General features: G+C 51.2%; 19 protein-coding genes and 1 pseudogene. 19 read left to right on the top strand and 1 reads right to left on the bottom strand.

Annotated features, from left to right (window positions below; translation table 11 throughout):
• Positions 1 to 112 precede the first annotated feature (112 nt).
• The 4 genes from NST23_RS11730 to NST23_RS11745 all read left to right on the top strand — a co-directional run bounded on the left by NST23_RS11730 (position 113) and on the right by NST23_RS11745 (position 5,583).
• The gene (locus tag NST23_RS11730) at positions 113 to 2,245 is read left to right on the top strand and encodes a copper amine oxidase N-terminal domain-containing protein (RefSeq protein ID WP_274875222.1); all 2,133 of its coding nucleotides are present in this window, start codon (positions 113 to 115) and stop codon (positions 2,243 to 2,245) included.
• A gap of 344 nt (positions 2,246 to 2,589) precedes the next feature.
• Positions 2,590 to 3,027: a methylmalonyl-CoA epimerase gene (mce, locus tag NST23_RS11735; RefSeq protein ID WP_122965897.1), complete on the top strand. Its 438-nt coding sequence runs from the start codon at positions 2,590 to 2,592 to the stop codon at positions 3,025 to 3,027.
• A gap of 107 nt (positions 3,028 to 3,134) precedes the next feature.
• Entirely contained in the window at positions 3,135 to 4,256 is a 1,122-nt protein-coding gene (locus NST23_RS11740) for a M20/M25/M40 family metallo-hydrolase (protein ID WP_122965870.1), read from the top strand.
• A 118-nt stretch (positions 4,257 to 4,374) separates the two neighbouring features.
• Positions 4,375 to 5,583, top strand: a complete 1,209-nt coding sequence (locus NST23_RS11745) for a DUF3866 family protein (RefSeq protein ID WP_173595781.1) — start codon at positions 4,375 to 4,377, stop codon at positions 5,581 to 5,583.
• A 1-nt stretch (position 5,584) separates the two neighbouring features.
• Here NST23_RS11745 and mciZ read toward each other — a convergent pair.
• Positions 5,585 to 5,638 (bottom strand): annotated as a pseudogene (mciZ, locus tag NST23_RS28425) (Z-ring formation inhibitor MciZ); the annotation flags it as partial.
• Positions 5,639 to 5,740: 102 nt separating this feature from the next.
• Here mciZ and NST23_RS11750 point away from each other — a divergent pair.
• The 15 genes from NST23_RS11750 (at position 5,741) to NST23_RS11820 (ending at position 20,429) form a co-directional block, all read left to right on the top strand.
• Entirely contained in the window at positions 5,741 to 6,304 is a 564-nt protein-coding gene (locus tag NST23_RS11750; RefSeq protein WP_122965898.1) for an NUDIX domain-containing protein, read from the top strand.
• Positions 6,304 to 7,473, top strand: a complete 1,170-nt coding sequence (locus NST23_RS11755; protein WP_309539065.1) for an endonuclease Q family protein — start codon at positions 6,304 to 6,306, stop codon at positions 7,471 to 7,473. The genes NST23_RS11750 and NST23_RS11755 overlap by 1 nt, the downstream gene beginning before the upstream one ends.
• A gap of 66 nt (positions 7,474 to 7,539) precedes the next feature.
• Positions 7,540 to 8,166, top strand: a complete 627-nt coding sequence (gene spoIIM, locus NST23_RS11760) for a stage II sporulation protein M (protein ID WP_122965874.1) — start codon at positions 7,540 to 7,542, stop codon at positions 8,164 to 8,166.
• 94 nt (positions 8,167 to 8,260) lie between these two features.
• Positions 8,261 to 8,725 carry a ferric iron uptake transcriptional regulator gene (gene fur, locus NST23_RS11765; protein WP_063226868.1) on the top strand — a complete coding sequence of 155 codons (465 nt, stop codon included), beginning with the start codon at positions 8,261 to 8,263 and terminating at the stop codon, positions 8,723 to 8,725.
• A 116-nt stretch (positions 8,726 to 8,841) separates the two neighbouring features.
• Positions 8,842 to 9,972, top strand: coding sequence for an alanine dehydrogenase (ald, locus tag NST23_RS11770; RefSeq protein ID WP_122965875.1), 1,131 nt, complete (start codon positions 8,842 to 8,844; stop codon positions 9,970 to 9,972).
• A 58-nt stretch (positions 9,973 to 10,030) separates the two neighbouring features.
• Entirely contained in the window at positions 10,031 to 10,270 is a 240-nt protein-coding gene (locus tag NST23_RS11775) for a YqzK family protein (RefSeq protein WP_122965876.1), read from the top strand.
• Positions 10,271 to 10,361: 91 nt separating this feature from the next.
• Entirely contained in the window at positions 10,362 to 11,249 is an 888-nt protein-coding gene (xerD, locus tag NST23_RS11780) for a site-specific tyrosine recombinase XerD (protein WP_122965899.1), read from the top strand.
• Positions 11,250 to 11,373: 124 nt separating this feature from the next.
• Positions 11,374 to 12,546, top strand: a complete 1,173-nt coding sequence (gene deoB / locus NST23_RS11785; protein ID WP_122965877.1) for a phosphopentomutase — start codon at positions 11,374 to 11,376, stop codon at positions 12,544 to 12,546.
• Positions 12,547 to 12,605: 59 nt separating this feature from the next.
• Positions 12,606 to 13,415, top strand: coding sequence for a purine-nucleoside phosphorylase (locus NST23_RS11790; RefSeq protein ID WP_340963711.1), 810 nt, complete (start codon positions 12,606 to 12,608; stop codon positions 13,413 to 13,415).
• A 24-nt stretch (positions 13,416 to 13,439) separates the two neighbouring features.
• The gene (locus NST23_RS11795) at positions 13,440 to 14,747 is read left to right on the top strand and encodes a pyrimidine-nucleoside phosphorylase (RefSeq protein WP_063226873.1); all 1,308 of its coding nucleotides are present in this window, start codon (positions 13,440 to 13,442) and stop codon (positions 14,745 to 14,747) included.
• A gap of 330 nt (positions 14,748 to 15,077) precedes the next feature.
• Positions 15,078 to 15,548: an Lrp/AsnC family transcriptional regulator gene (locus NST23_RS11800; RefSeq protein ID WP_063226874.1), complete on the top strand. Its 471-nt coding sequence runs from the start codon at positions 15,078 to 15,080 to the stop codon at positions 15,546 to 15,548.
• Between the two features lie 112 nt (positions 15,549 to 15,660).
• Positions 15,661 to 17,316, top strand: a complete 1,656-nt coding sequence (locus NST23_RS11805; protein ID WP_309539067.1) for a peptide ABC transporter substrate-binding protein — start codon at positions 15,661 to 15,663, stop codon at positions 17,314 to 17,316.
• A gap of 245 nt (positions 17,317 to 17,561) precedes the next feature.
• Positions 17,562 to 18,494: an ABC transporter permease gene (locus NST23_RS11810; RefSeq protein WP_063226875.1), complete on the top strand. Its 933-nt coding sequence runs from the start codon at positions 17,562 to 17,564 to the stop codon at positions 18,492 to 18,494.
• A gap of 7 nt (positions 18,495 to 18,501) precedes the next feature.
• Positions 18,502 to 19,419 (top strand): ABC transporter permease, encoded by a 918-nt coding sequence (locus tag NST23_RS11815; protein WP_122965880.1) that lies wholly within the window; start codon positions 18,502 to 18,504, stop codon positions 19,417 to 19,419.
• A gap of 14 nt (positions 19,420 to 19,433) precedes the next feature.
• Positions 19,434 to 20,429 (top strand): ABC transporter ATP-binding protein, encoded by a 996-nt coding sequence (locus NST23_RS11820; RefSeq protein ID WP_063226877.1) that lies wholly within the window; start codon positions 19,434 to 19,436, stop codon positions 20,427 to 20,429.
• Positions 20,430 to 20,435: the final 6 nt, after the last annotated feature.

Here is a 20,435-nt window from a genome sequence, read left to right on the forward strand (position 1 = left end):
GAGTCTCGAATCTTCCATAGAAGAGATTCCCTCCAGATATCATTTATGGTAGACTGGTAGCGACCTGCTAGAGAGTAATTTCCAGATTATAGGTAAATGTGGGAGGAAAAACATGGAGAAAAGTAAAAAAGCACTACCATTAGTGCTGGCATCAGCGCTGGCCGCTACACCTTTTGTTGCTGTACCGCAAGAGGCGCATGCCGTAAGCAAGGTGTCTGTCACGGCAAAAGATGACGGGGTAGATGAAGATAGCAAGTACACGATTAAATTTACGATGAAGGACGACCTGGAAAAAGGCGACTCCATCACAATCGAATTTGACTCTGATTTCAAAATCAGCAAAAACATCGACGAAAGCGACATCGATGCCGATTTCGACATAAAAACCGTAAAAGTCAGCAGCAATGAAATCAAAATCACGGTAAACGAAAGTGTTGACGCTGGAAAAATTACCATCGATATCACTTCCGGCATCACTAACCCGAAAAGCAAAGGCACGTACGATGTCACCGTAGGTACTAGCAATGACGACGATGAAGATACCGGCGAGATCGAAATCAAAAAGAGCGGCAGCTCCAGCTCTAGCAGCGGTTCAAGCAGTGACTACGCGGTTTCGCTCGGTTCCAAGGGAGCTGGCGATGAAACCAGCATCAAGCTGGGAAAAATCTCGCTCAAAGGCAGCGACGAACTGGAAACGAACGAATACATCACTGTAGTTTTCCCAGACAAAAACATGCTGCCGTCCAGCATTGATTCGAGCGATGTCAAAGTCAACGGAACGACTGTCAAGTCTGTCAGCGTAAACAAAGGCGAAGTAGAAATCAAAGTTCCAAGCTCCGTTGACGGAGATGACTACATGACCATCGAGTTCAGCAAATCGGCTGGTATTGAAAATCCGAGCAGTGCTGACAAATATACATTCAAAGTGAAGTACGACGGGGTTACATACGAGTCCGAAAAATTCGAGATCACCAAATCCGGTTCCAGCACCAGCACGGCTACCAGTGCTTTCTCCGTCAATTTGTCTGATCCAGCTGCTGGCGCGCGCACCAGCTACACTTTTGATGCGGACTTCGGCAACAAACAGCTCCGAGCGGACGAAGACCTCATTTTGGAATTTCCTTCTTCCGACATGGTGCCAGGCATCTTGAGCGCATCCGAATTTACATTGAACGGAAAAACAGCGAAGCGTGTAAGCGCTGCGGGCAACAAAGTATACGTAACAGCTCCTTCCAACTTCTCTTCGACCAGCGAAGTGAAAGTCGTTGTTGCTGTGGGAGCATGGATCACCAATCCGAAATCGGCGGGTAGCTACACGCTCAAAGCAACGGTTGCAGGCCGCACTTTGGAATCCAAATCGTTTTCCGTTAGCGGATCTTCGGTAAATCCAACGCCAAATCCGACTCCAACGCCGACTCCAGTGCCGAACACCACAGTGAACAACAGCACTGCGACGATCGGTCTGACTTCCACAGCGGTTGGAAAAGCGACAGGCGTCAATGTGGCAATCAAAACATTGGGTGTAGGGCTTGTGAAGCAACGCGATTTCGTTGAGCTTGTATTCCCGGCAGGTTACAAAGTTCCGGCTTACATCGCTCCGGCGAACGTGTCTGTGAACGGCGTGGCAGCCAACTATGTTGCTGTGCGCGGCCAAAATGTGCTGATTTACCCATCCCAGGACATCCCTGCTGCCACTGCGGCGAACATCAGCATCAATGCAGCGGCGAATATCGTGAATCCAGCGGTGAAAAGCACTTACAGCATCAGCGTGTTTACCTCTGAAGAAAAAGGTCTGCTGTTTGCACGGGCGGTAGGTGTAGGTATGCCTGCTCCAGCTCAACCTGCTCAGCCAGCACAACCTTCCGTAGCTGTGCCTGCAAATGCGGCTCTGTTCAAAGTAGGTACTGCGAACTTCACCGTAAACGGAAAAGCGTATCCGCTGCAAGTAGCGCCTACGATTGTGAATGGCAACACGACAATGGTGCCTGCGCAATTTTTCAAAGAAGCGCTGTCCTTGACTACACAATGGAACAACAAAGACGTCGCGGTAATCAGCGGCACAAAAGTGTTGAAGTTTACTGTTGGCTCCAATAAAGCGAAGCTGGGCGCTCAAGAAATTACGCTCCCTGCGCCAGTTGTTTTGAACAATGGCATGCCGATGGTTCCAATCCGTACGGTAACCGATAACCTCGGTTATAAAGTAGGCTGGGATGCGAAAACATCCAGCGTGTTTGTCTACAAATAATAAACAGGCAACAAAACGAGAAACCCCCTGCGCAGCTTGACAAAGGCTGCAGCAGGGGGTTTTTGCTTGCAAGACAGTTGAGTCTCGCCGCTTACAGATAGTAAAAGAACGTTGGGATGATCAGGGAGAGAATCAACAACCCGATGAGGATTTTTGCGAACAGGGATTGAAATTTCATAACAGAAAAAACCTCCTTTCAGATCGGAAAATGCCCAAATAAAAGGAAAAGATCAGGTAATTTCGACCCTGGCTATGCTAGAATAAAAAAGTACGATCGAATGACCTCAACAGGATTGTACCGAAATGTCGCTTTCGAGACAACCATTTGAAAAAGGATGATGGCTGTGAGCACCCCAAACAAAATTGCCCATATCGGGATCGCGGTAAAGAGTCTGGAGAAGACGCTTCCTTTTTACACGGAGCAGTTGGGCTTGCGATTGGTAGGATCAGAAGTGGTAGAAAGCGAGCAGGTCAAGGTAGCGTTTCTGGCAATCGGGGAAAGCCGAATTGAGCTTTTGGAGCCGCTTGGCGAAGACAGCCCGATTGCCAAGTTCATCGAGAAGCGGGGAGAAGGAATCCACCACATCGCACTGGATGTAGACGACGTCACAACCCGTTTGCAGCAGTTGAAGGAACAGGGAGTGCCGCTCATTCACGAGACACCCAAAGCAGGTGCGCATGACGCCCTGATCGGGTTTTTGCATCCAAAAGCGGCTGGCGGAGTGCTGTACGAGCTGTGCCAATACCCGAAAAACGAAAATTCGCATGTGGACGAGCAATGAGTGAAAAAGAATCACGAGTGATTTCGTAGTAGAAAAAAATTTTTTGCGGTATACTGGAACTTGTGAATATGTACCAAAATCGGGCAAGTAATCGGGAGGTAACGAGTGTGAGTGTGATCAACGAAGAGCGTTTGCTAAACGAGTTTCTGGAGCTTGTGCAAATTGACAGCGAAACGAAAAACGAAGCAGCCGTAAACAAAGTGCTGAAAGAAAAGCTGATCGAGATGGGCTTTACCGTCCAAGAAGACGATGCGGCAGCGAAAACAGGACACGGCGCCAACAACCTGATTGCTACCTTGGAAGGCACAGGAAACGGCCCGGTTATTTTGTTCAGCAGCCATATGGACACGGTAGTGCCAGGAAACGGGATCAAACCGCAAATCCGCGATGGCTATGTATACTCCGATGGCACGACCATTCTGGGAGCGGACGACAAAGCCGGCATTGCTGCGATTTTTGAAGGCATTCGCACGCTGAAGGAACAAAACCTGCCGCATCCAACGATCCAGGTTGTTCTGACAGTCGGGGAAGAATCCGGCCTGGTAGGTTCCCGCGCTTTGGATTCCAGCCTGCTGAAAGCGGAGATGGGCTTCATTCTCGACTCCGAAGGTCCGGTTGGCAAAATCACCGTTGCAGGTGCTGGGCAGTACAGAATCATCACCAAAATCCACGGCAAAGCGGCTCACGCTGGCGTGAATCCAGAGGATGGAATCAGTGCGATTACTGTTGCTAGCAAGGCGATTTCCCGCATGCCTCTGGGGCGCATCGATGCGGACACGACTGCGAACATCGGTCGTTTTGAAGGTGGCCGGGCGTACAACATCGTTACGGACTATGTGGAAATCTGGTCGGAAGCGCGCAGCCTGGTCATGGACAAGCTGGAAGCGCAAGTGAAAAAAATGACGACGGCATTCGAGGAAGCGGCTGCCGAGATGGGCGCTACGTGCGAGAACGAAGTCATTTTCATGTACCATGGCTACAAATTCGATGAATCTACCCCAGTTGTAAACAAAGCGATTGGAGCGGTGAAGCGTATTGACCGCAATCCGGAGCTGGTTGCAAGTGGCGGAGGCAGCGACGGCAACGTATTCAACGGATACAACATTCCGAGCGTGAACTTTGCGATCGGTTATGAAGAAATCCATACGAAAAGCGAGCGCATGCCAATCTCCGAGCTGAACAAAGCGGCAGAACTGGTGCTGGCGATCATCGCAGAAGTACAAGAGTAAACGACAGGTGGCGGAATCCTTCAGAGGGTTCCGCTTTTTTGCTTCTTTTCGGGTTGGATGATTGGGACAATCGTGGTCTGTCATACACTGTAGGAAGGAGCGGACGAGGGGGAAGAGCATGCTGCATTTGGCAACGGGTACGGTCATTCGCGTGTTGGAGCGGCAAACAGGCATGCAAGTGCTGGAGGTAAAGCTGAGCAGGCAAGAAGCGGGAAGCCTGCAAACGCAAAAGGCGATTTCTTTTGCCCGGGAGGAATACTCCCCAGGAGACAATCTTTTGCTCAACACGACAGCGCTTCAGCTGCAGTTGGGGACAGGCGGATTTCATCTGGTCGTGGGCAAAAGCGCCGGGGAAGTCGATTGTGATGTGGCTCCGAGCGAATGGGGGCATATTATGAAAATGCGTTATTCCCCGTGGCAATTGGCAGTGGATGCCGTGGAAGAACAGGCAAGCCCTTTTCATGAGCTGTTTTTGCAGGCAGACTTGACGCTGGAAGGTACGCCTGTGTTGATCGGAGAGCTGCACAGCTTGTTGCCGCCAGCTGTTCTTGCCTTAAAAGAGAAGCATCCGCAGTTGCGGATCGTCTATGTGATGCCTGACGCTGCTTCGCTGCCGATTGCTTTCAGCCAGCACGTCCGGCAGTTGTCGCGAGCAGGCCATTTGACAGCGACAGTCACGACTGGACACGCCTGGGGAGGAAATCGCGAGGCGGTGACGATTCACAGCGGTTTGCTGGCCGCACGTCATGTGGAAAAGGCAGATGTCATCCTGTGCATGCTTGGGCCTGGCGTCGCAGGTACGGGTACAGTGTACGGATTTTCCGGCGTTCAACTGGCGGAAGTCATTCACGCCGTGTCGGCTCTTGGCGGGACCCCTTTTTTTATCCCGCGCATCAGCTTTGCTGACCAGCGCAGCAGGCATTACGGAATCAGCCATCATACGACCGCAATTTTGGGGCGGTTTGCCCTGGCGCCGACAATCGTGACGTTGCCTGTTCTCGGAGACGAGCGCGATTGTCTCATCAAGCAGCAGGCGCAGGCCGTTGCCAACAGTTCCGCGAAACACGTTCTGGTCAGAGGAAAGGCTCCTGCAAGCGAGCGTTTGAAGGCGTTGGAGCAAAGGCATGGCTTGTCCTTTTCCACGATGGGCAGAAGCTGGGAAGTGGACTGCGTGCCGTTTCAAACCGCTGTTTTGGCGGCAGATATGGTGGGAAAAAGCATGCAAAGCGGCAAGCTCGCTGCTAACGGCGAGCCGCGTTTGCCCGTTTCGTCAGGTACTCTTGAAGCGTTAGGTCTTTACTTGACCAGGAACGAAGAGCAGCCTTGATTTCCCAAGCTTTCCCGACCATTCGCAATTGCTTTTCGCTGACATAGGTTTTCATCCACAATCTCCTCCGATACAATAGGGTGGACAAGCTTCATGCTCCCAACTTATGGAGAGACAAGTGGATTTAGAACGCCAAGCTGAAAAAAGGATGATGAATGTGAGCAAGCAAGATCATTTGTACGAAAAAACGATTGCCAGCCAATCGATTTACGAAGGGCGAATCATTAAACTGAAAGTGGATGACGTGCTTTTGCCTAACGGAAACACGGCGAAGCGCGAGATTGTCAATCATCCGGGGGCTGTTGCGGTTCTCGCCTTGACCGACGATAACAAGCTCGTAGCTGTACGCCAATTCCGCAAGCCGCTGGAGCAAACGATCGTGGAAATCCCGGCGGGTAAGCTGGAAGCGGGCGAGGAGCCGTTGACTTGCGCCATGCGCGAACTGGAAGAAGAGACGGGCTATGTGGCGAGCCATTACGAGCCGCTCAGTGCTTTTTACACGTCTCCGGGATTTGCCGATGAGCTTTTGCATGTGTTTGTCGCTACAGGGCTGACAAAGGGCGAGAGCAAGCCGGACGAGGACGAATTTGTGGACACCCTCGAATTGACGCTGGAGGAGGCTCGCGAATTGCATAAAAACGGGGAGATTCGCGATGCCAAAACGGTCGTAGCCTTGTTTGCCTGGGAGAACAAATTGCTGAGAGAGCAGTTGAAGGGCTGATGCACAACTACTTTTGCGACATGCACATCCATATTGGCGGCACGTGGACGGGCAAGCCGGTGAAAATAACGGCTTCACGGCAGATGACGCTGACCAAAATATTGGAGGAAGCTTCGGAAAAAAAGGGCATGGACGTCATCGGGATCATTGATTCGCACTCGCCCGAGGTGCAGGACGAGCTGCTGTCCCTTCTGGAAGCAGGTGTAGCGGCGGAGCACGAGCACGGAGGGATTTTGTACAAGGGAACGATGCTCATCTTGGGCTGCGAACTGGAAATCAAGGAGCCGGGCCGGGGAGAAGCGCATTTTCTTGTCTACTTGCCGACGCTTTGCGCCATGCAGGAATGGACACGCTGGCTCTCGCAGCGCTGCAAAAATGTCCAGTTAAGCTCGCAGCGTGTGTCGGCGCGTTTGCGCGAGCTTCAGGAATGGGTGGAGCACCTTGGCGGCTTGTTGATTCCTGCCCACATTTTTACGCCGCACAAGGGGCTGTACGGCAGTTGTACCGATCATTTGGCTGACGTACTGGACCCAACCTTGGTACATGCTGTGGAGCTTGGGCTGAGTGCCAATACGGACATGGCGGATCGGTTGTCTGAGTTGCACACCAAAACGTTTCTCACCAATTCGGATGCGCATTCGCTCGGGAAAATTGGCAGGGAGTATCAGAGCATCCGCATGGCTGAGCGTTCTTTTGCCGAATGGGAAAAGGCGATTCGCCGCCAGGACGGCAGAGCTGTTGCGGTCAACTACGGTTTGCATCCGCAACTGGGCAAATATCATCAGACGGCTTGCCAAGGCTGCCAGTCGCTCCTGCCGGCCGATGCTGCGGGGAGATGCCCGGAGTGCGGTCACAAGCGGATTGTGCGGGGTGTGGCAGCCCGCATTGATGAGTTGGCCGATCGGGAGGCGGGAGCGCACCCTGCGTTTCGTCCTCCTTATATCGAGCAGTTTCCGCTGGAGTTTATCCCCGGAATCGGGCCGAAACTGCTTGAGAAGCTGTACCAAGCCTTCGGGACGCAAATGAATGTGGTGCATAGAGCCACGGAGGACGAGTTGGCAAAGGTCGTCGGAGAAAAAATCGCCAAGCTCATTGTCGCGGGCAGGGACGGATCATTGAACGTGCAAAAAGGCGGTGCGGGAACTTACGGAAAGGTGATTTTGTCATAGCGGTCATAGTCGCCACCCCCGGCGCATAAGCTGTACAGTAATCAGCGAAGCGGGAGGGGACGAACCGTGCGTTCACGAGTCGGACAAACTATCCAATCCTATATGAGAGAACATCAGTCGCTCTATTGGTTTACGATCGTCCTGTTTACCATGGGGATCATCTTCGGTGCTGTGCTCGTCAACTCGCTGCCGCTCTCGCAAAAGCAGGAGTTGTACGGATTTCTCCAATATTTTTTTAACAGCCTGAGCACAAGCGGCATCCCGGAAACGAGCGCCCATTTTCAGCAGTCGTTCGGGCATTATTCGAAGACAGTTGCGATCATGTGGGTATTGGGCTTGTCCATCATCGGCCTGCCAATGATTTTGTTGATGCTGTTTCTCAAAGGGGTCGTCATCGGATTTACTGTCGGCTTTTTGGTCAGCCAGTTGCAGTGGAAAGGAGTAACGTTCGCCATGCTGGGCGTTCTCCCGCAAAACTTGCTCGTCGTCCCGGCCTTGTTCATTGTAGGCGTAAGCGGAATTTCTTTTTCCATGCGGCTGATTCAAACCCGGTTGTTAAGCAAGCGAGACGGGATCATGCCACATTTTATGGGCTACACCGTCCTTGTCATATCGATGCTCGGCGTGCTGACGCTGGCTGCTTTGTTCGAGACTTTTGTTTCACCGAGGCTGATGCAGCTCGTAATTAATTAAGAATTATTATCAGGTAATAACTTATGCATTTGACTTATTCGACGCCCCTCTACTATAATAGGAACAGGTTTCATGCGAGCGGGGAGGGGCATTAATGTTGGAAGAAAAATTAGAGAAGATCAAGCAACAGTTGCATTCACAGAACTACAAGCTGACACCACAGCGTGAAGCCACTGTTCGCGTCTTGCTGGAAAACGAAGAAGATCACTTGAGCGCGGAAGATGTTTATTTGCTGGTGAAGGATAAAGCTCCGGAAATCGGGCTTGCTACTGTATACAGGACACTTGAGCTTTTGAGCGACTTGAAAATCCTTCATAAAATGAACTTTGGCGATGGGGTAGCGAGATACGATTTGCGCGATGACAACGCAGCTTACCACCACCATCACCTGATCTGCCTCAATTGCGGAACCGTGGACGAAATTTTTGAAGACTTGCTTGTCAGTGCAGAAGAAAAGGTCAAGAATGTTTATAACTTTGCTATTACCGACCACCGACTTACCTTTTACGGCGTTTGCAGCCGCTGCATCGATAAAGTGAACGTAGAGGACTTCAAATAAGCCAACTTCTCTGGGAACGGAGAAGTTTTTTCTTTTTCCGGGAGAGCTTTTGTAATGGCCTGCGTTTTCCTGTGGCATCCTAAAACAGTACATGGAGACAGGAGGCGAGATGGCTTTTGATTATTGGTGTGCCAAAAGAAATCAAAAACAATGAAAATCGCGTCGGACTGACGCCTGCTGGTGCAAGTTCCTACAAGCAAGCGGGACATCGCGTGCTGGTGGAGACGCAAGCAGGTGTCGGTTCCGGCTTTACCGATGAAGACTACGCAGCAGCCGGGGCCGAAATTCAGCCGTCTGCTGAGGAAGTATGGAAAAAGGCGGACATGATTTGCAAGGTGAAAGAGCCGTTGCCAGACGAGTACGCTTATTTTCGGGAAAATCAAATCTTGTTTACGTATCTGCACCTCGCCCCTGAACGGGAATTGACCGAACAGCTGCGGGCAAAAAAGGTGGTGGCGGTTGCGTACGAGACGATTCAAACCGACAGCGGTGCCCTGCCTTTGCTCATGCCGATGAGCGAAGTGGCGGGGAGAATGTCTGTGCAGATCGGAGCGCAGTTTCTGGAGAAGCCGCACGGTGGCAAAGGCGTTCTCCTGGGAGGAGTGCCTGGCGTACTGCCCGGCCATGTCGTCATCGTCGGCGGTGGCATCGTCGGAACGAATGCGGCGCGGATGGCAATCGGGCTGGGAGCGAACGTTACGCTGCTTGATATTAATGCGAATCGGCTGCGCGAGCTGGATGAGATGTTTGGCGGCAGACTGCATACGCTGATGTCCAACTCGTACAATATTGCCGAAGCGGTAAGGCGCGCAGACTTGCTGATCGGCGCGGTACTCATTCCCGGCGCCCGCGCTCCGCGGCTGGTCACAGAGGAAATGGTCAAGTCCATGACGCCTGGCTCTGTCATTGTCGATGTGGCGATTGACCAGGGAGGCTCCATCGAGACGGTAGACCGGATTTCTACGCACAGTGATCCTACGTATGTCAGACACGGCGTTGTCCACTACTCGGTCGCGAATATGCCGGGAGCTGTGCCGCGCACCTCGACGATTGCGCTGTCCAACGTCACGCTGCCGTACGGGCTGTTGCTGGCAAACAAAGGGTACCGGGCGGCGATTGCCCAACACCGTGCTTTGGCGAGAGGCGTCAACGTGCTGAACGGCCATATCGTTTACGAAGCCGTTGCCCGTTCCTTGTCTTTGCCGTACACCCCTCTGGATGATGTGTTGCAGGACTTGCCGCTGTAGGGCAGAATGGGCGAGGTGGCAGATGCATACATATGGAGAGAGCAGGGAGGTGGACAAAATGGGGGTCCCGTATCGCCGGATTATGGAGGCGCTTCGCTTTTTGCTGTTATTCGTGACATGCTCATTGCTCTCGTACGGTATCGTCACCTTGTTGGCGGATAAACTTTTGCCCGCTGATCCTTATCATGAACCGCACGGCAATGCCGTCAAGGTCGTAAAAATCATCAACTCCCCACAGACACAAGATTGGGACGGTTATCTCGCCCGTTTGCAGCTGTTTTATTTGACGGGAGAGTAATTGCACATTTTTTTGTGTACGGGCAGCAGGAGATTTTTACTTGGTGTGGAAAGCAATACTGGATACTTATCACCTTGAAGGGGACAGCTTCATGGACAGTCTGATTGATCAATTTATCCACTTCCTTTCTGTGGAAAAAGGGTTAGCGCGCAATACCCTGGAATCGTATCAGCGCGACATGGTGGCCTACACCTCGTATCTGAACGAGCAGGGCGTAACCCGTATCGAGGAATCGGCGCGGACACATATCATTGGCTATTTGCTCGTCTTGCGGGAAAAAGGACGGGCAACGGCAACGCTGTCGCGCAACATGGCATCGATCCGTGCTTTTTACCAGTTTCTCGTTCGGGACAAACTCATTGACAAAGACCCTTCGATCCATCTGGAGACGCCCAAAATCGAGAAGCGCTTGCCAAAAGTGCTCTCGGTTGACGAAGTGGAGCGCCTTTTGGACAGTCCTCCTGTCAATCATCCTGCCGGACTGCGGGATAAAGCCATGCTTGAGCTGTTGTATGCGACAGGCATTCGCGTTTCCGAGCTGGTCAATCTGGATAAAGCGGACGTCAATCTGGACATGGGCTTTGTCAAATGTATGGGAAAAGGGTCCAAGGAACGGATTATTCCGCTTGGCTCTGTTGCGATTCAAATGGTCCGCCACTACTTGCAGGCCGGACGTCCCAAATTGGTGAAGGGAAGCGGCGACTCCGCGCTGTTCCTCAATCATTTGGGCAAACAGATCACACGCCAAGGATTTTGGAAAATCATCAAGCGCTATGCCTTGAAAGCCAACATCCGGGCAGAGATTACGCCACATACATTGCGCCATTCCTTTGCGACGCACCTGCTGGAAAACGGAGCAGACCTGCGTTCGGTGCAGGAGATGCTCGGGCACGCGGATATTTCCACGACGCAAATATACACGCATGTGACCCGAACGAGAATCAAGGACATTTATGCCAAAACGCATCCAAGAGCGTAAAGCGGATGCGGCAAACAGATGACTCCGCCCGAGTCTGAGGCGGAGCAAACTTATCTCCATCAGGTCAGACGTCTGACGACCTGTTTTGGAACACTATTCCTTTTTTGAACTGGAGGCGTTAACATTGCGGTATTCTCGCGTATTTTTAATCGTTATGGATAGCGTAGGGATTGGCGAACAGCCGGATGCTCCGAAATTCCGGGACGAGGGAGCGCATACGCTTGGTCACATTGCGGAGCGCGTCGCCGGCTTTTCCTTGCCGAACCTGCAAAAGCTCGGTCTCGGCAACATTGCGCCGCTAAAAGGAGTGCCTGCGGCAGAAGCTCCTGCGGCTCACTACGGAAAAATGCAGGAAATCTCCATGGGAAAAGATACGACGACAGGCCATTGGGAGATCATGGGCCTGCATGTGTCTACGCCGTTCAATACGTACCCGGACGGTTTTCCCGCTGAACTGATCACAGAATTTGAGCAGCGCATCGGACGCAAAGTGCTGGGCAACAAAGTAGCTTCCGGCACAGATATTCTCGACGAACTTGGCGAAGAGCACATGAAGACAGGTGCTGTCATTGTGTACACTTCCGCTGATAGCGTTTTCCAGGTGGCGGCTCATGAAGAAGTTGTGCCATTGGACGAGCTGTACCGCATTTGCCAAATTGCGCGTGAGCTGACTTTGCGCGATGAATTTGCCGTTACCCGCGTGATTGCCAGACCGTTTGTCGGCGAGCCGGGCAACTTCGCGCGTACCTCCAACCGTCACGACTATTCCGTAAAACCATTCGAAGCGACCGTCATGAACCGTTTGCAGGATGCCGGGCTGACTTCGATTGCGATTGGAAAAATCAGCGACATTTACGCCGAGGAAGGAATCACCCAATCGATCCGCACCAAAGACAACATGGACGGCGTCGACCAATTGCTCGGTACGATGAAGCAGTCTTTTACAGGTCTGTCCTTTGTGAATCTCGTGGACTTTGACGCGAAGTTCGGTCATCGCCGTGATCCGGAAGGGTACGGTCAGGCGTTGATGGAGTTCGATGCGCGCATCCCGGAGATTTTGGCTGCGATGCAAGAAAACGATTTGCTCGTCATTACGGCAGACCACGGCAACGATCCGGTGCACCACGGAACCGACCATACGCGCGAATACGTTCCGCTGATCGTCTATCACAAAGGAATTGCGAACGGCGAGAACCTCGGCATTCGCGAAACATTCGCTGACTTGGGCGCAACGATTGCAGACAATTTTGGCGTAGCTGCTCCGGCAATCGGAAAAAGCTTCCTGAATCGTGTATAAAGGTTAAGTAATTATAAACATTTATATAGAAGAAACAAAATAAAGAGGAGTGTTCAAACATGGCAAACTTGCATGAAGCAGTAGCGTTTATCGAACCAAAACTTTCGGAAAAACCGACAATCGGCCTTGTACTGGGATCGGGTCTTGGCGTTTTGGCGGACGAAATCGAAAATCCGGTCGTCATTCCATACCATGAAATTCCTGGCTTCACCGTTTCCACTGTAGTGGGACACAAAGGACAGCTCGTGATCGGGAAGCTGCAAGGCAAGCAAGTCGTAGCGATGCAAGGGCGTTTTCACTTCTATGAAGGCCACGGACTGGACGCAGTTGTGTTCCCGATCCGCGTGATGAAGCTTCTCGGCGTGGAAACGATTATCGTAACCAACGCAGCGGGCGGCATTAACGAAGGCTACGATCCAGGCGATCTGATGCTGATTTCTGACCACCTCAACATGACTTTCCGCAACCCGTTGATCGGGCCAAACGACGACGAGCTGGGCGCGCGTTTCCCGGACATGTCCGAAGCATACTCCAAAGAGCTGCGCCAATTGGCTCGCCAGGTTGCGTCCGAACAAGGCATCAAGCTGCGCGAAGGCGTATACGTGGGGCTGCTTGGTCCTAGCTACGAAACTCCGGCAGAGATTCGCATGCTGCGTCAATTGGGCGGGGATGCCGTGGGCATGTCCACCGTTCCTGAGGTGATTGTGGCACGTCATATGAAAGTAAAAGTGTTGGGTATTTCTTGCATCAGCAACATGGCAGCAGGCATTCTCGAACAGCCGCTTTCCCACGATGAAGTAATGGAGACAACCGAAAAGGTTAAAGCGCAGTTCCTGGCGCTGGTCAACGGGATTGTAGCGAAGCTGTAAGACACAGAAACGGAGGGACCACCTATGCGCATGGTCGATATCATCATCAAAAAGCGGGACGGCGGCGAGCTGACGACTGAGGAAATTCAGTTTCTCGTGGACGGATATACAGACGGAAGCATCCCGGACTATCAGATGTCTGCATGGGCGATGGCCGTATTGCTCAAGGGCATGACTGCGCGCGAGACAGGCGACTTGACACTTGCCATGGCGGGATCGGGCGAACAGCTCGACCTGTCCTCGCTTTCAGGGATCAAGGTAGACAAGCACAGTACGGGCGGAGTAGGCGACAAGACCACACTTGTCGTTGCGCCTCTGGTGGCGGCAGCAGGGATTCCTGTGGCCAAAATGTCCGGACGCGGCTTGGGCTATTCAGGCGGAACGATCGACAAGCTGGAGTCCTTCAGCGGCTTTCAGGTAGAGCGCACTCGCGAGCAGTTTTTGCAGCAGGTGCGCGATATTGGCGTGTCCGTCATCGGGCAGTCCGGCAACCTGACTCCGGCAGACAAAAAGCTGTATGCCTTGCGCGATGTGACGGGCACAGTAGACACCGTTCCCCTGATCGCCAGCTCCATCATGTCCAAAAAGATCGCAGCGGGTGCTGATGCGATTCTGCTCGACGTGAAAGTAGGCAAGGGTGCTTTCATGAAAAACCTGGAAGAAGCCGAAACATTGGCGAATGCGATGGTAGCGATCGGCACCCAGGTAGGACGCAAAACAGTGGCGGTCATCAGCGATATGAACCAGCCGCTGGGCTTTGCCGTGGGAAATGCGCTGGAAGTGAAGGAAGCAGTAGAAACATTGGCTGGCAGAGGTCCAAAAGACTTGACTGAGCTGGTGCTTTCGATCGGCTCCCGCATGCTCGTACTGGGCGGACTCGTTGCAACCGTCGAAGAAGGACGGGCGAAGCTTGAGGACTTGATGGCGACTGGCAAGGCTGTCGACAAGCTGGCTGAAATGGTGGAAGCGCAAGGCGGCGACAAGCAGGATGTGTACGATCTGTCCCGTTTGCCGCAAGCGAAGATCATCCATGAGGTTGTCGCGTCAGAGGACGGCTATGTAGAGGCGATTGACGCCGAAGCGGTAGGCCATGCCTCTGTCGTGCTTGGCGCAGGTCGTTTGACCAAGGAAATGCCGATTGATCTGGCAGTGGGCTTCGTCCTGCACAAAAAGCGCGGGGATCAGGTACGTGCCGGAGAGGTACTTGTTACCATTCATGCAAATGACGAGAAGCTTTTGCAAAGCGCCCTGGAAGAATTGGGCAATGCCTTCTCGATTTCGACAAACATTCCGCCTGAGCAACCGCTGATTTATAAAATCATCGAAGCGTAAAGCAGGGCGGATGCTTGAAAGATCAACAAAGAGAGGAGTGTGCCTCAAGCGGGGTGCACACTCCTTCCTTGCTTAAAAATACAGTTTTTCGAGAAAATATAGTTGATTAAATTGTCATTTTCCTTTTCAATATGTAAGAGGAAGTGCTTGTTTGATAATATAAAAATTTTTTTACTGTTCGGCTTCACTTTATAATGTTTTATAATTCTACTTGTCAAATTTCGTTGACACCGCTATCATTTCAGATTACTTTTAATGTAACAGACAAATTATTAAAGTTTTTTTCGAATTTCGTAAAAATAGGATGGAGGTTCCCGGAAAAACGTATTTATGAAAAAGCTGGACCATGTTGACAAGCAGATTCTGCAAATCCTCCAGGAAGACGGACGAATCCCGTATACAGAAATCGCGCATCAACTTGGCGTGAGCGAGGGAACCATTCGATCGCGCATTACCCGTCTGTTACAAGATGGAGTCTTTCAATTCGTTATTCACCCCGACCCGGCGAAGCTTGGCTTGAAAGTACAAGCGATCATCGGGTTAACCACAAAGCTAGGTTTACAGAAAAGTGTGGCAGAAGAATTGAGCAAATTCTCTGCCGTCCGGTTTGTGGGTGCCTTTAGCGGTAAACACGACTTGATCATCCAAGCGTGTTTCCATAGCAATGACGAGCTGATCACTTTCGTTAACGAACGACTCTCTCAAATTGAAGGAATTGCCGCTGCCGATGTTTCACTGGAGCTGAAGCAGTACAAAGATTCTTTCTCTTTCGTTCCGGATGACGAAGTGACCCTGCAATGAAAGGGGTTGATGCCTTCTAGCCGAAGTCAGGAAGCTTCGGAACATGTTCGTTTTTTTCGTCCTTTATTTTCTGAAAAAAGACAAAAAAGAAAACGTACGGGGGGTTATTGCGTTGAAAAAGAATGTGTTTGCACTTGTAAGCTCGATTGCGGTATTGGGTACGGCATTGGCAGGTTGCGGTGGCGGCCAACAGGCTTCAACTCCAGCTCAACCAGCGAACAATACGACTACCCAGCAGCCTGCGGCAACACCAGAGGCAGAGAAAAAACCACAAGTTCTGAAATTGAACCTGCACTCTGAGCCACCTACGGCTGACCCTGGTCTCTCCGAGGACACAACTTCTGCAGCAATTATCCGCGCTACCTTTGACGGTCTCACCCGCATCGGTCAAGACGGAAAGCCGCAAATGGCTGCTGCTGAAAAAGTGGAAGTTTCCGAGGACATGCTGACTTACAAGTTTACCATTCGCGATGCAAAATGGAGCAATGGAGAGCCTGTAACAGCGAAAGACTTCGAATACGCCTGGAAGCGGGCGCTGGATCCGGCAACCGGAGCCAACTACGCATATCAGCTCTACTATGTAAAGAACGGTGAAAAAGCGAACAAAAAAGAAGCGAAGCTTGACGATGTTGGTGTGAAGGCACTGGATGACAAGACGCTGGAAGTAAAACTTGAAAATCCAACTCCATTCTTCCTGGAGCTGACTGCATTCCCAACCTACTTCCCGGTTAACGAAAAAGTGATTTCTGCCAATGCGAAGTGGGCTGGCGAAGCGAAAACACATGTGGGCAACGGCCCGTTCAAAATGGAATCCTGGGAGCACAAGAGCAAGCTGGTGCTCGTGAAAAACGACAACTATTGGGACAAGGATACCGTAAAGCTTGATCGCATCGAGTTCTCCATGGTAGAAGACGAGAACACAGAATTGTCCATGTTCGAAAACGGCGAGTTGGATTGGGCTGGTGCACCGATGAGTGCGCTGCCGACAGACGCGATTCCGGCCTTGAAAGAGCAGGGTAAAATCACTACCCAGCCAATCGCGGGCACGTACTGGTACAAATTCAACGTAGAAAAGCCTCCGTTCGATAATGTGAAGATTCGGAAAGCATTCGCTTACGCGGTTAATCGCCAAGCCCTGATTGACAATATTCTGCAAACGGGACAAATCCCGGCTACAGGCGCAGTACCGCCATCCATGGTTCTCAATCCGAATGGCTACTTCAAGGACAACGATCTGGAGACAGCGAAAAAGCTCTTGGAAGAGGGCCTGAAAGAAAAAGGTCTGACCAAGCTGCCGCCGATCACCCTGTCGTACAACACCTCTGAAGGCCACAAGAAGATTGCCGAAGCGATCCAAGACCAATGGAAGAAAAACCTTGGCGTGGACGTGAAGCTGGAGAACAAAGAGTGGAAAGTATACTTGGAAGACATGCATGCGGGTAACTTCCAAGTGGGCCGCATGGGCTGGCTGGGTGACTTCAACGACCCAATCAACTTCCTGGAGCTGTACAAGGACAAAATGGGTGGAAACAACGATACTCGTTGGGAAAATCCGAAGTTCAAGGAACTCCTGAACCAATCCGCTCTGGAGGCTGATCCGGAGAAGCGTAAGAAAATTCTCGCAGATGCTGAGCAAATCCTGATGGATGAAATGCCAATCATGCCAATTTACTTCTATACCAACTCTTGGGTGGCAAAAGAAAACGTCAAAGGCATCGTCATTGGCGGTCTGGGTGACGTTGACTGGAAATGGGCGACTGTAGAGTAACCTAACTGAAGGATCGGGTATTGCGGCAGAGGGTATATGGAAACCCATATACCTTCTGCTATGCAGTCCCTTCCCATAAATACCAGCTGGCAAAAAAGTCAGCGAAGAAAAAATAGAGAGAGAAGCTTCAACGCAAGAGATCATTTGGGTTATTTACACAGCCGATTTTTGCACTGTGTCGGTAACGTCCGCAGTGTAAAGATGGGACGTGAAAGCATTCAAAATCTGTCAAGGGGGTAAGTTAGTTGATCCGTTATCTTGGTAAGCGCATCATCTTCATGCTCATCTCGCTCTTCCTGATTGTAACGGCCACCTTCTTCATTATGAAAGCGGTACCGGGTGGACCATTTACATCAGAGAAAAACGTTCCGGATGAGATCAAAGCAGCTCTTGAGGCTAAATACAAACTCAATTTGCCAATGCATGAGCAATATCTCGAATATTTGAAGGGTGTCGTTACTTGGGATCTTGGCCCATCGTTCACAGAAAAATCTTCTACTGTAAACGAAATGATCAATCGTGGTTTCCCTGTATCTGCTCACTTGGGCGCACAAGCACTGCTTCTTGCAATCTTCGGGGGTATCATCCTTGGGGTAATTGCCGCACTGAAGCATAACAAGTGGCAAGACTACTCCGCCATGGTGATAGCGGTTTTGGGGCTATCCGTTCCAGGATTCATCTTGGCATCATTTTATCAGTATTTCTTCGCGATTCAATGGGGCCTTCTGCCTATCGCAAAATGGGAAGGTTTCGAGTACACGATTTTGCCATCTCTCGCACTCGCCGCGTCGCCAATGGCCTTTATCGCCCGCTTGACGCGTTCCAATATGATTGAAGTTCTTGGACAAGACTACATCAAAACAGCAAAAGCGAAAGGTCTTCACACTTTCACTATCACAGTGAAGCACGCTATTCGTAACGCCTTGCTGCCTGTTATTACTTACCTCGGTCCACTGATTGCCAACATCTTGACTGGTGCATTCGTTATCGAGCGTATCTTTGGTGTTCCTGGTCTGGGTCGTGAGTTCGTACTGTCTATCACTAACCGTGACTACACGGTTATCATGGGGACAACGGTCTTCTACTCCATCATCCTCGTTGTGATGATTCTGATCGTAGACATGGCGTATACCTTGGTAGACCCACGAATTAAACTGGCAGACGCAGGAAAGGAGTAATGTGAACATGCAGCAATTGACTAAAGAGCATTTTCAACCGGTTTCAGTCGATCTTCGTCAAGCTGAAGCGATCAAGCGTCCTAGCCTTTCTTTCTGGGCGGATGTATGGCGTCGCTTGAAAATGAATAAAGTTGCTATGGCTTCCCTGATTTTTATCGTTGCACTGATGGTATGTGCAATCGTCATCCCGATGGTGTCTTCCAATGACTATTTCACTACAGACCTGGCTGGCAAAAACAAAAAGCCGTCTGCTGAACACTGGTTTGGTACCGATGACCTCGGTCGCGACATGTTTGTCCGTATCTGGTATGGTGCTCGTATTTCCTTGGAGGTTGGTCTTGCTGCTGCCTTCATCGACTTGATCATTGGTGTAATCTGGGGCGGTATCGCTGGTTTCTACGGCGGAAAAGTAGATGAATTGATGATGCGTTTCGCTGATATTTTGTTCGCTATTCCTTACTTGCTCGTTGTTATTTTGCTGATGGTCGTCTTATCCCCGGGGGTCGGAACGATTATTATCGCCTTGACGATAACGGGGTGGATTGGGATGGCCCGGATTGTGCGCGGGCAGATTTTGCAGCTCAAATCACAGGAGTTCGTCCTGGCAGCTCGCTCCCTTGGTGCTGACAGCGGTCGCCTGATCTTCAAACACTTGATTCCAAACGCTTTGGGTCCAATCATCGTTACACTGAGCTTGACTGTACCTTCTGCGATTTTCGCAGAGTCCTTCCTGTCCTTTATCGGTCTGGGGGTAGCGGCGCCGGTTGCGTCGTGGGGAACCATGTCCTCTGAAGGCTTGCCTGCCATGAAGTACTATCCGTGGCGTCTGATGTTCCCGGCCATTTTCATCTCCGTGACCATCTTGGCATTCAACTTGTTTGGTGACGGTCTGCGCGATGCAGTAGACCCACGCCTGCGTAAATAGGAGGGATCATCGTTATGGAACGCATTCTCGAAGTAAAAGACCTGCATGTTTCCTTCCATACGTATGCAGGTGAAGTGAAAGCAGTACGAGGCGTTAATTTTCACGTAAATCGCGGGGAAGCAGTAGCGATTGTAGGGGAGTCCGGTTGCGGTAAATCCGTAACCGCTCAAACCCTCATGAAGCTGATCCCGATGCCGCCAGGCGATATAAAAAAAGGCGAAATCCTCTTCAATGGAGAGAATATCGTCAAAAAGTCCAATAAAGAAATGGAATCCATCCGCGGGAAAGATATCGGGATGATCTTCCAAGACCCGATGACATCGTTGAACCCAACGATGACCATCGGGAACCAAATCACAGAAGGTTTGATCAAGCACCAAAACATGAGCCGCGCAGCTGCTCGTGATCGTGCGATTGAACTGTTGACCATGGTTGGCATTCCGCAACCGGAAAAACGTGTGGAGCAATATCCACACGAGTTTTCCGGCGGTATGCGCCAACGGGCGATGATCGCTATTTCCCTCGCCTGTTCGCCCAAGCTGTTGATAGCAGATGAGCCGACAACAGCTTTGGATGTAACTATTCAGGCTCAGATTTTGGATTTGATGAAAGATCTCCAAAAGAAAACGGGTACCTCCATTATCCTCATTACACATGACTTGGGTGTCGTTGCCGAGATGTGTGACCGCGTTATCGTTATGTATGCGGGGAAAGTGATTGAAACCGGAACGGTAGATGACATCTTCTACAATCCGCAACACCCGTATACAAAAGGTCTGCTGCGCTCTGTACCGCGCCTGGACTTGAACCGCGACGAGCCGCTGACGCCGATTTTCGGAACACCACCGGATCTTCTGCGTCCGCCAGTGGGCTGTGGTTTTACCGCTCGCTGCGAATCGGCTATGCGTGTTTGCCAGGAGATCGATCCTGAGTTGAACGAAATCAGCACGACCCAACGAGCAGCTTGCTGGTTGCAGCATCCGCTCGCTCAGAACCACGCAGGATCGTAGGAGGAG

The sequence above is a fragment of the Brevibacillus sp. FSL K6-0770 genome (genome assembly GCF_038000275.1).
GTDB lineage: Bacteria > Bacillota > Bacilli > Brevibacillales > Brevibacillaceae > Brevibacillus > Brevibacillus parabrevis.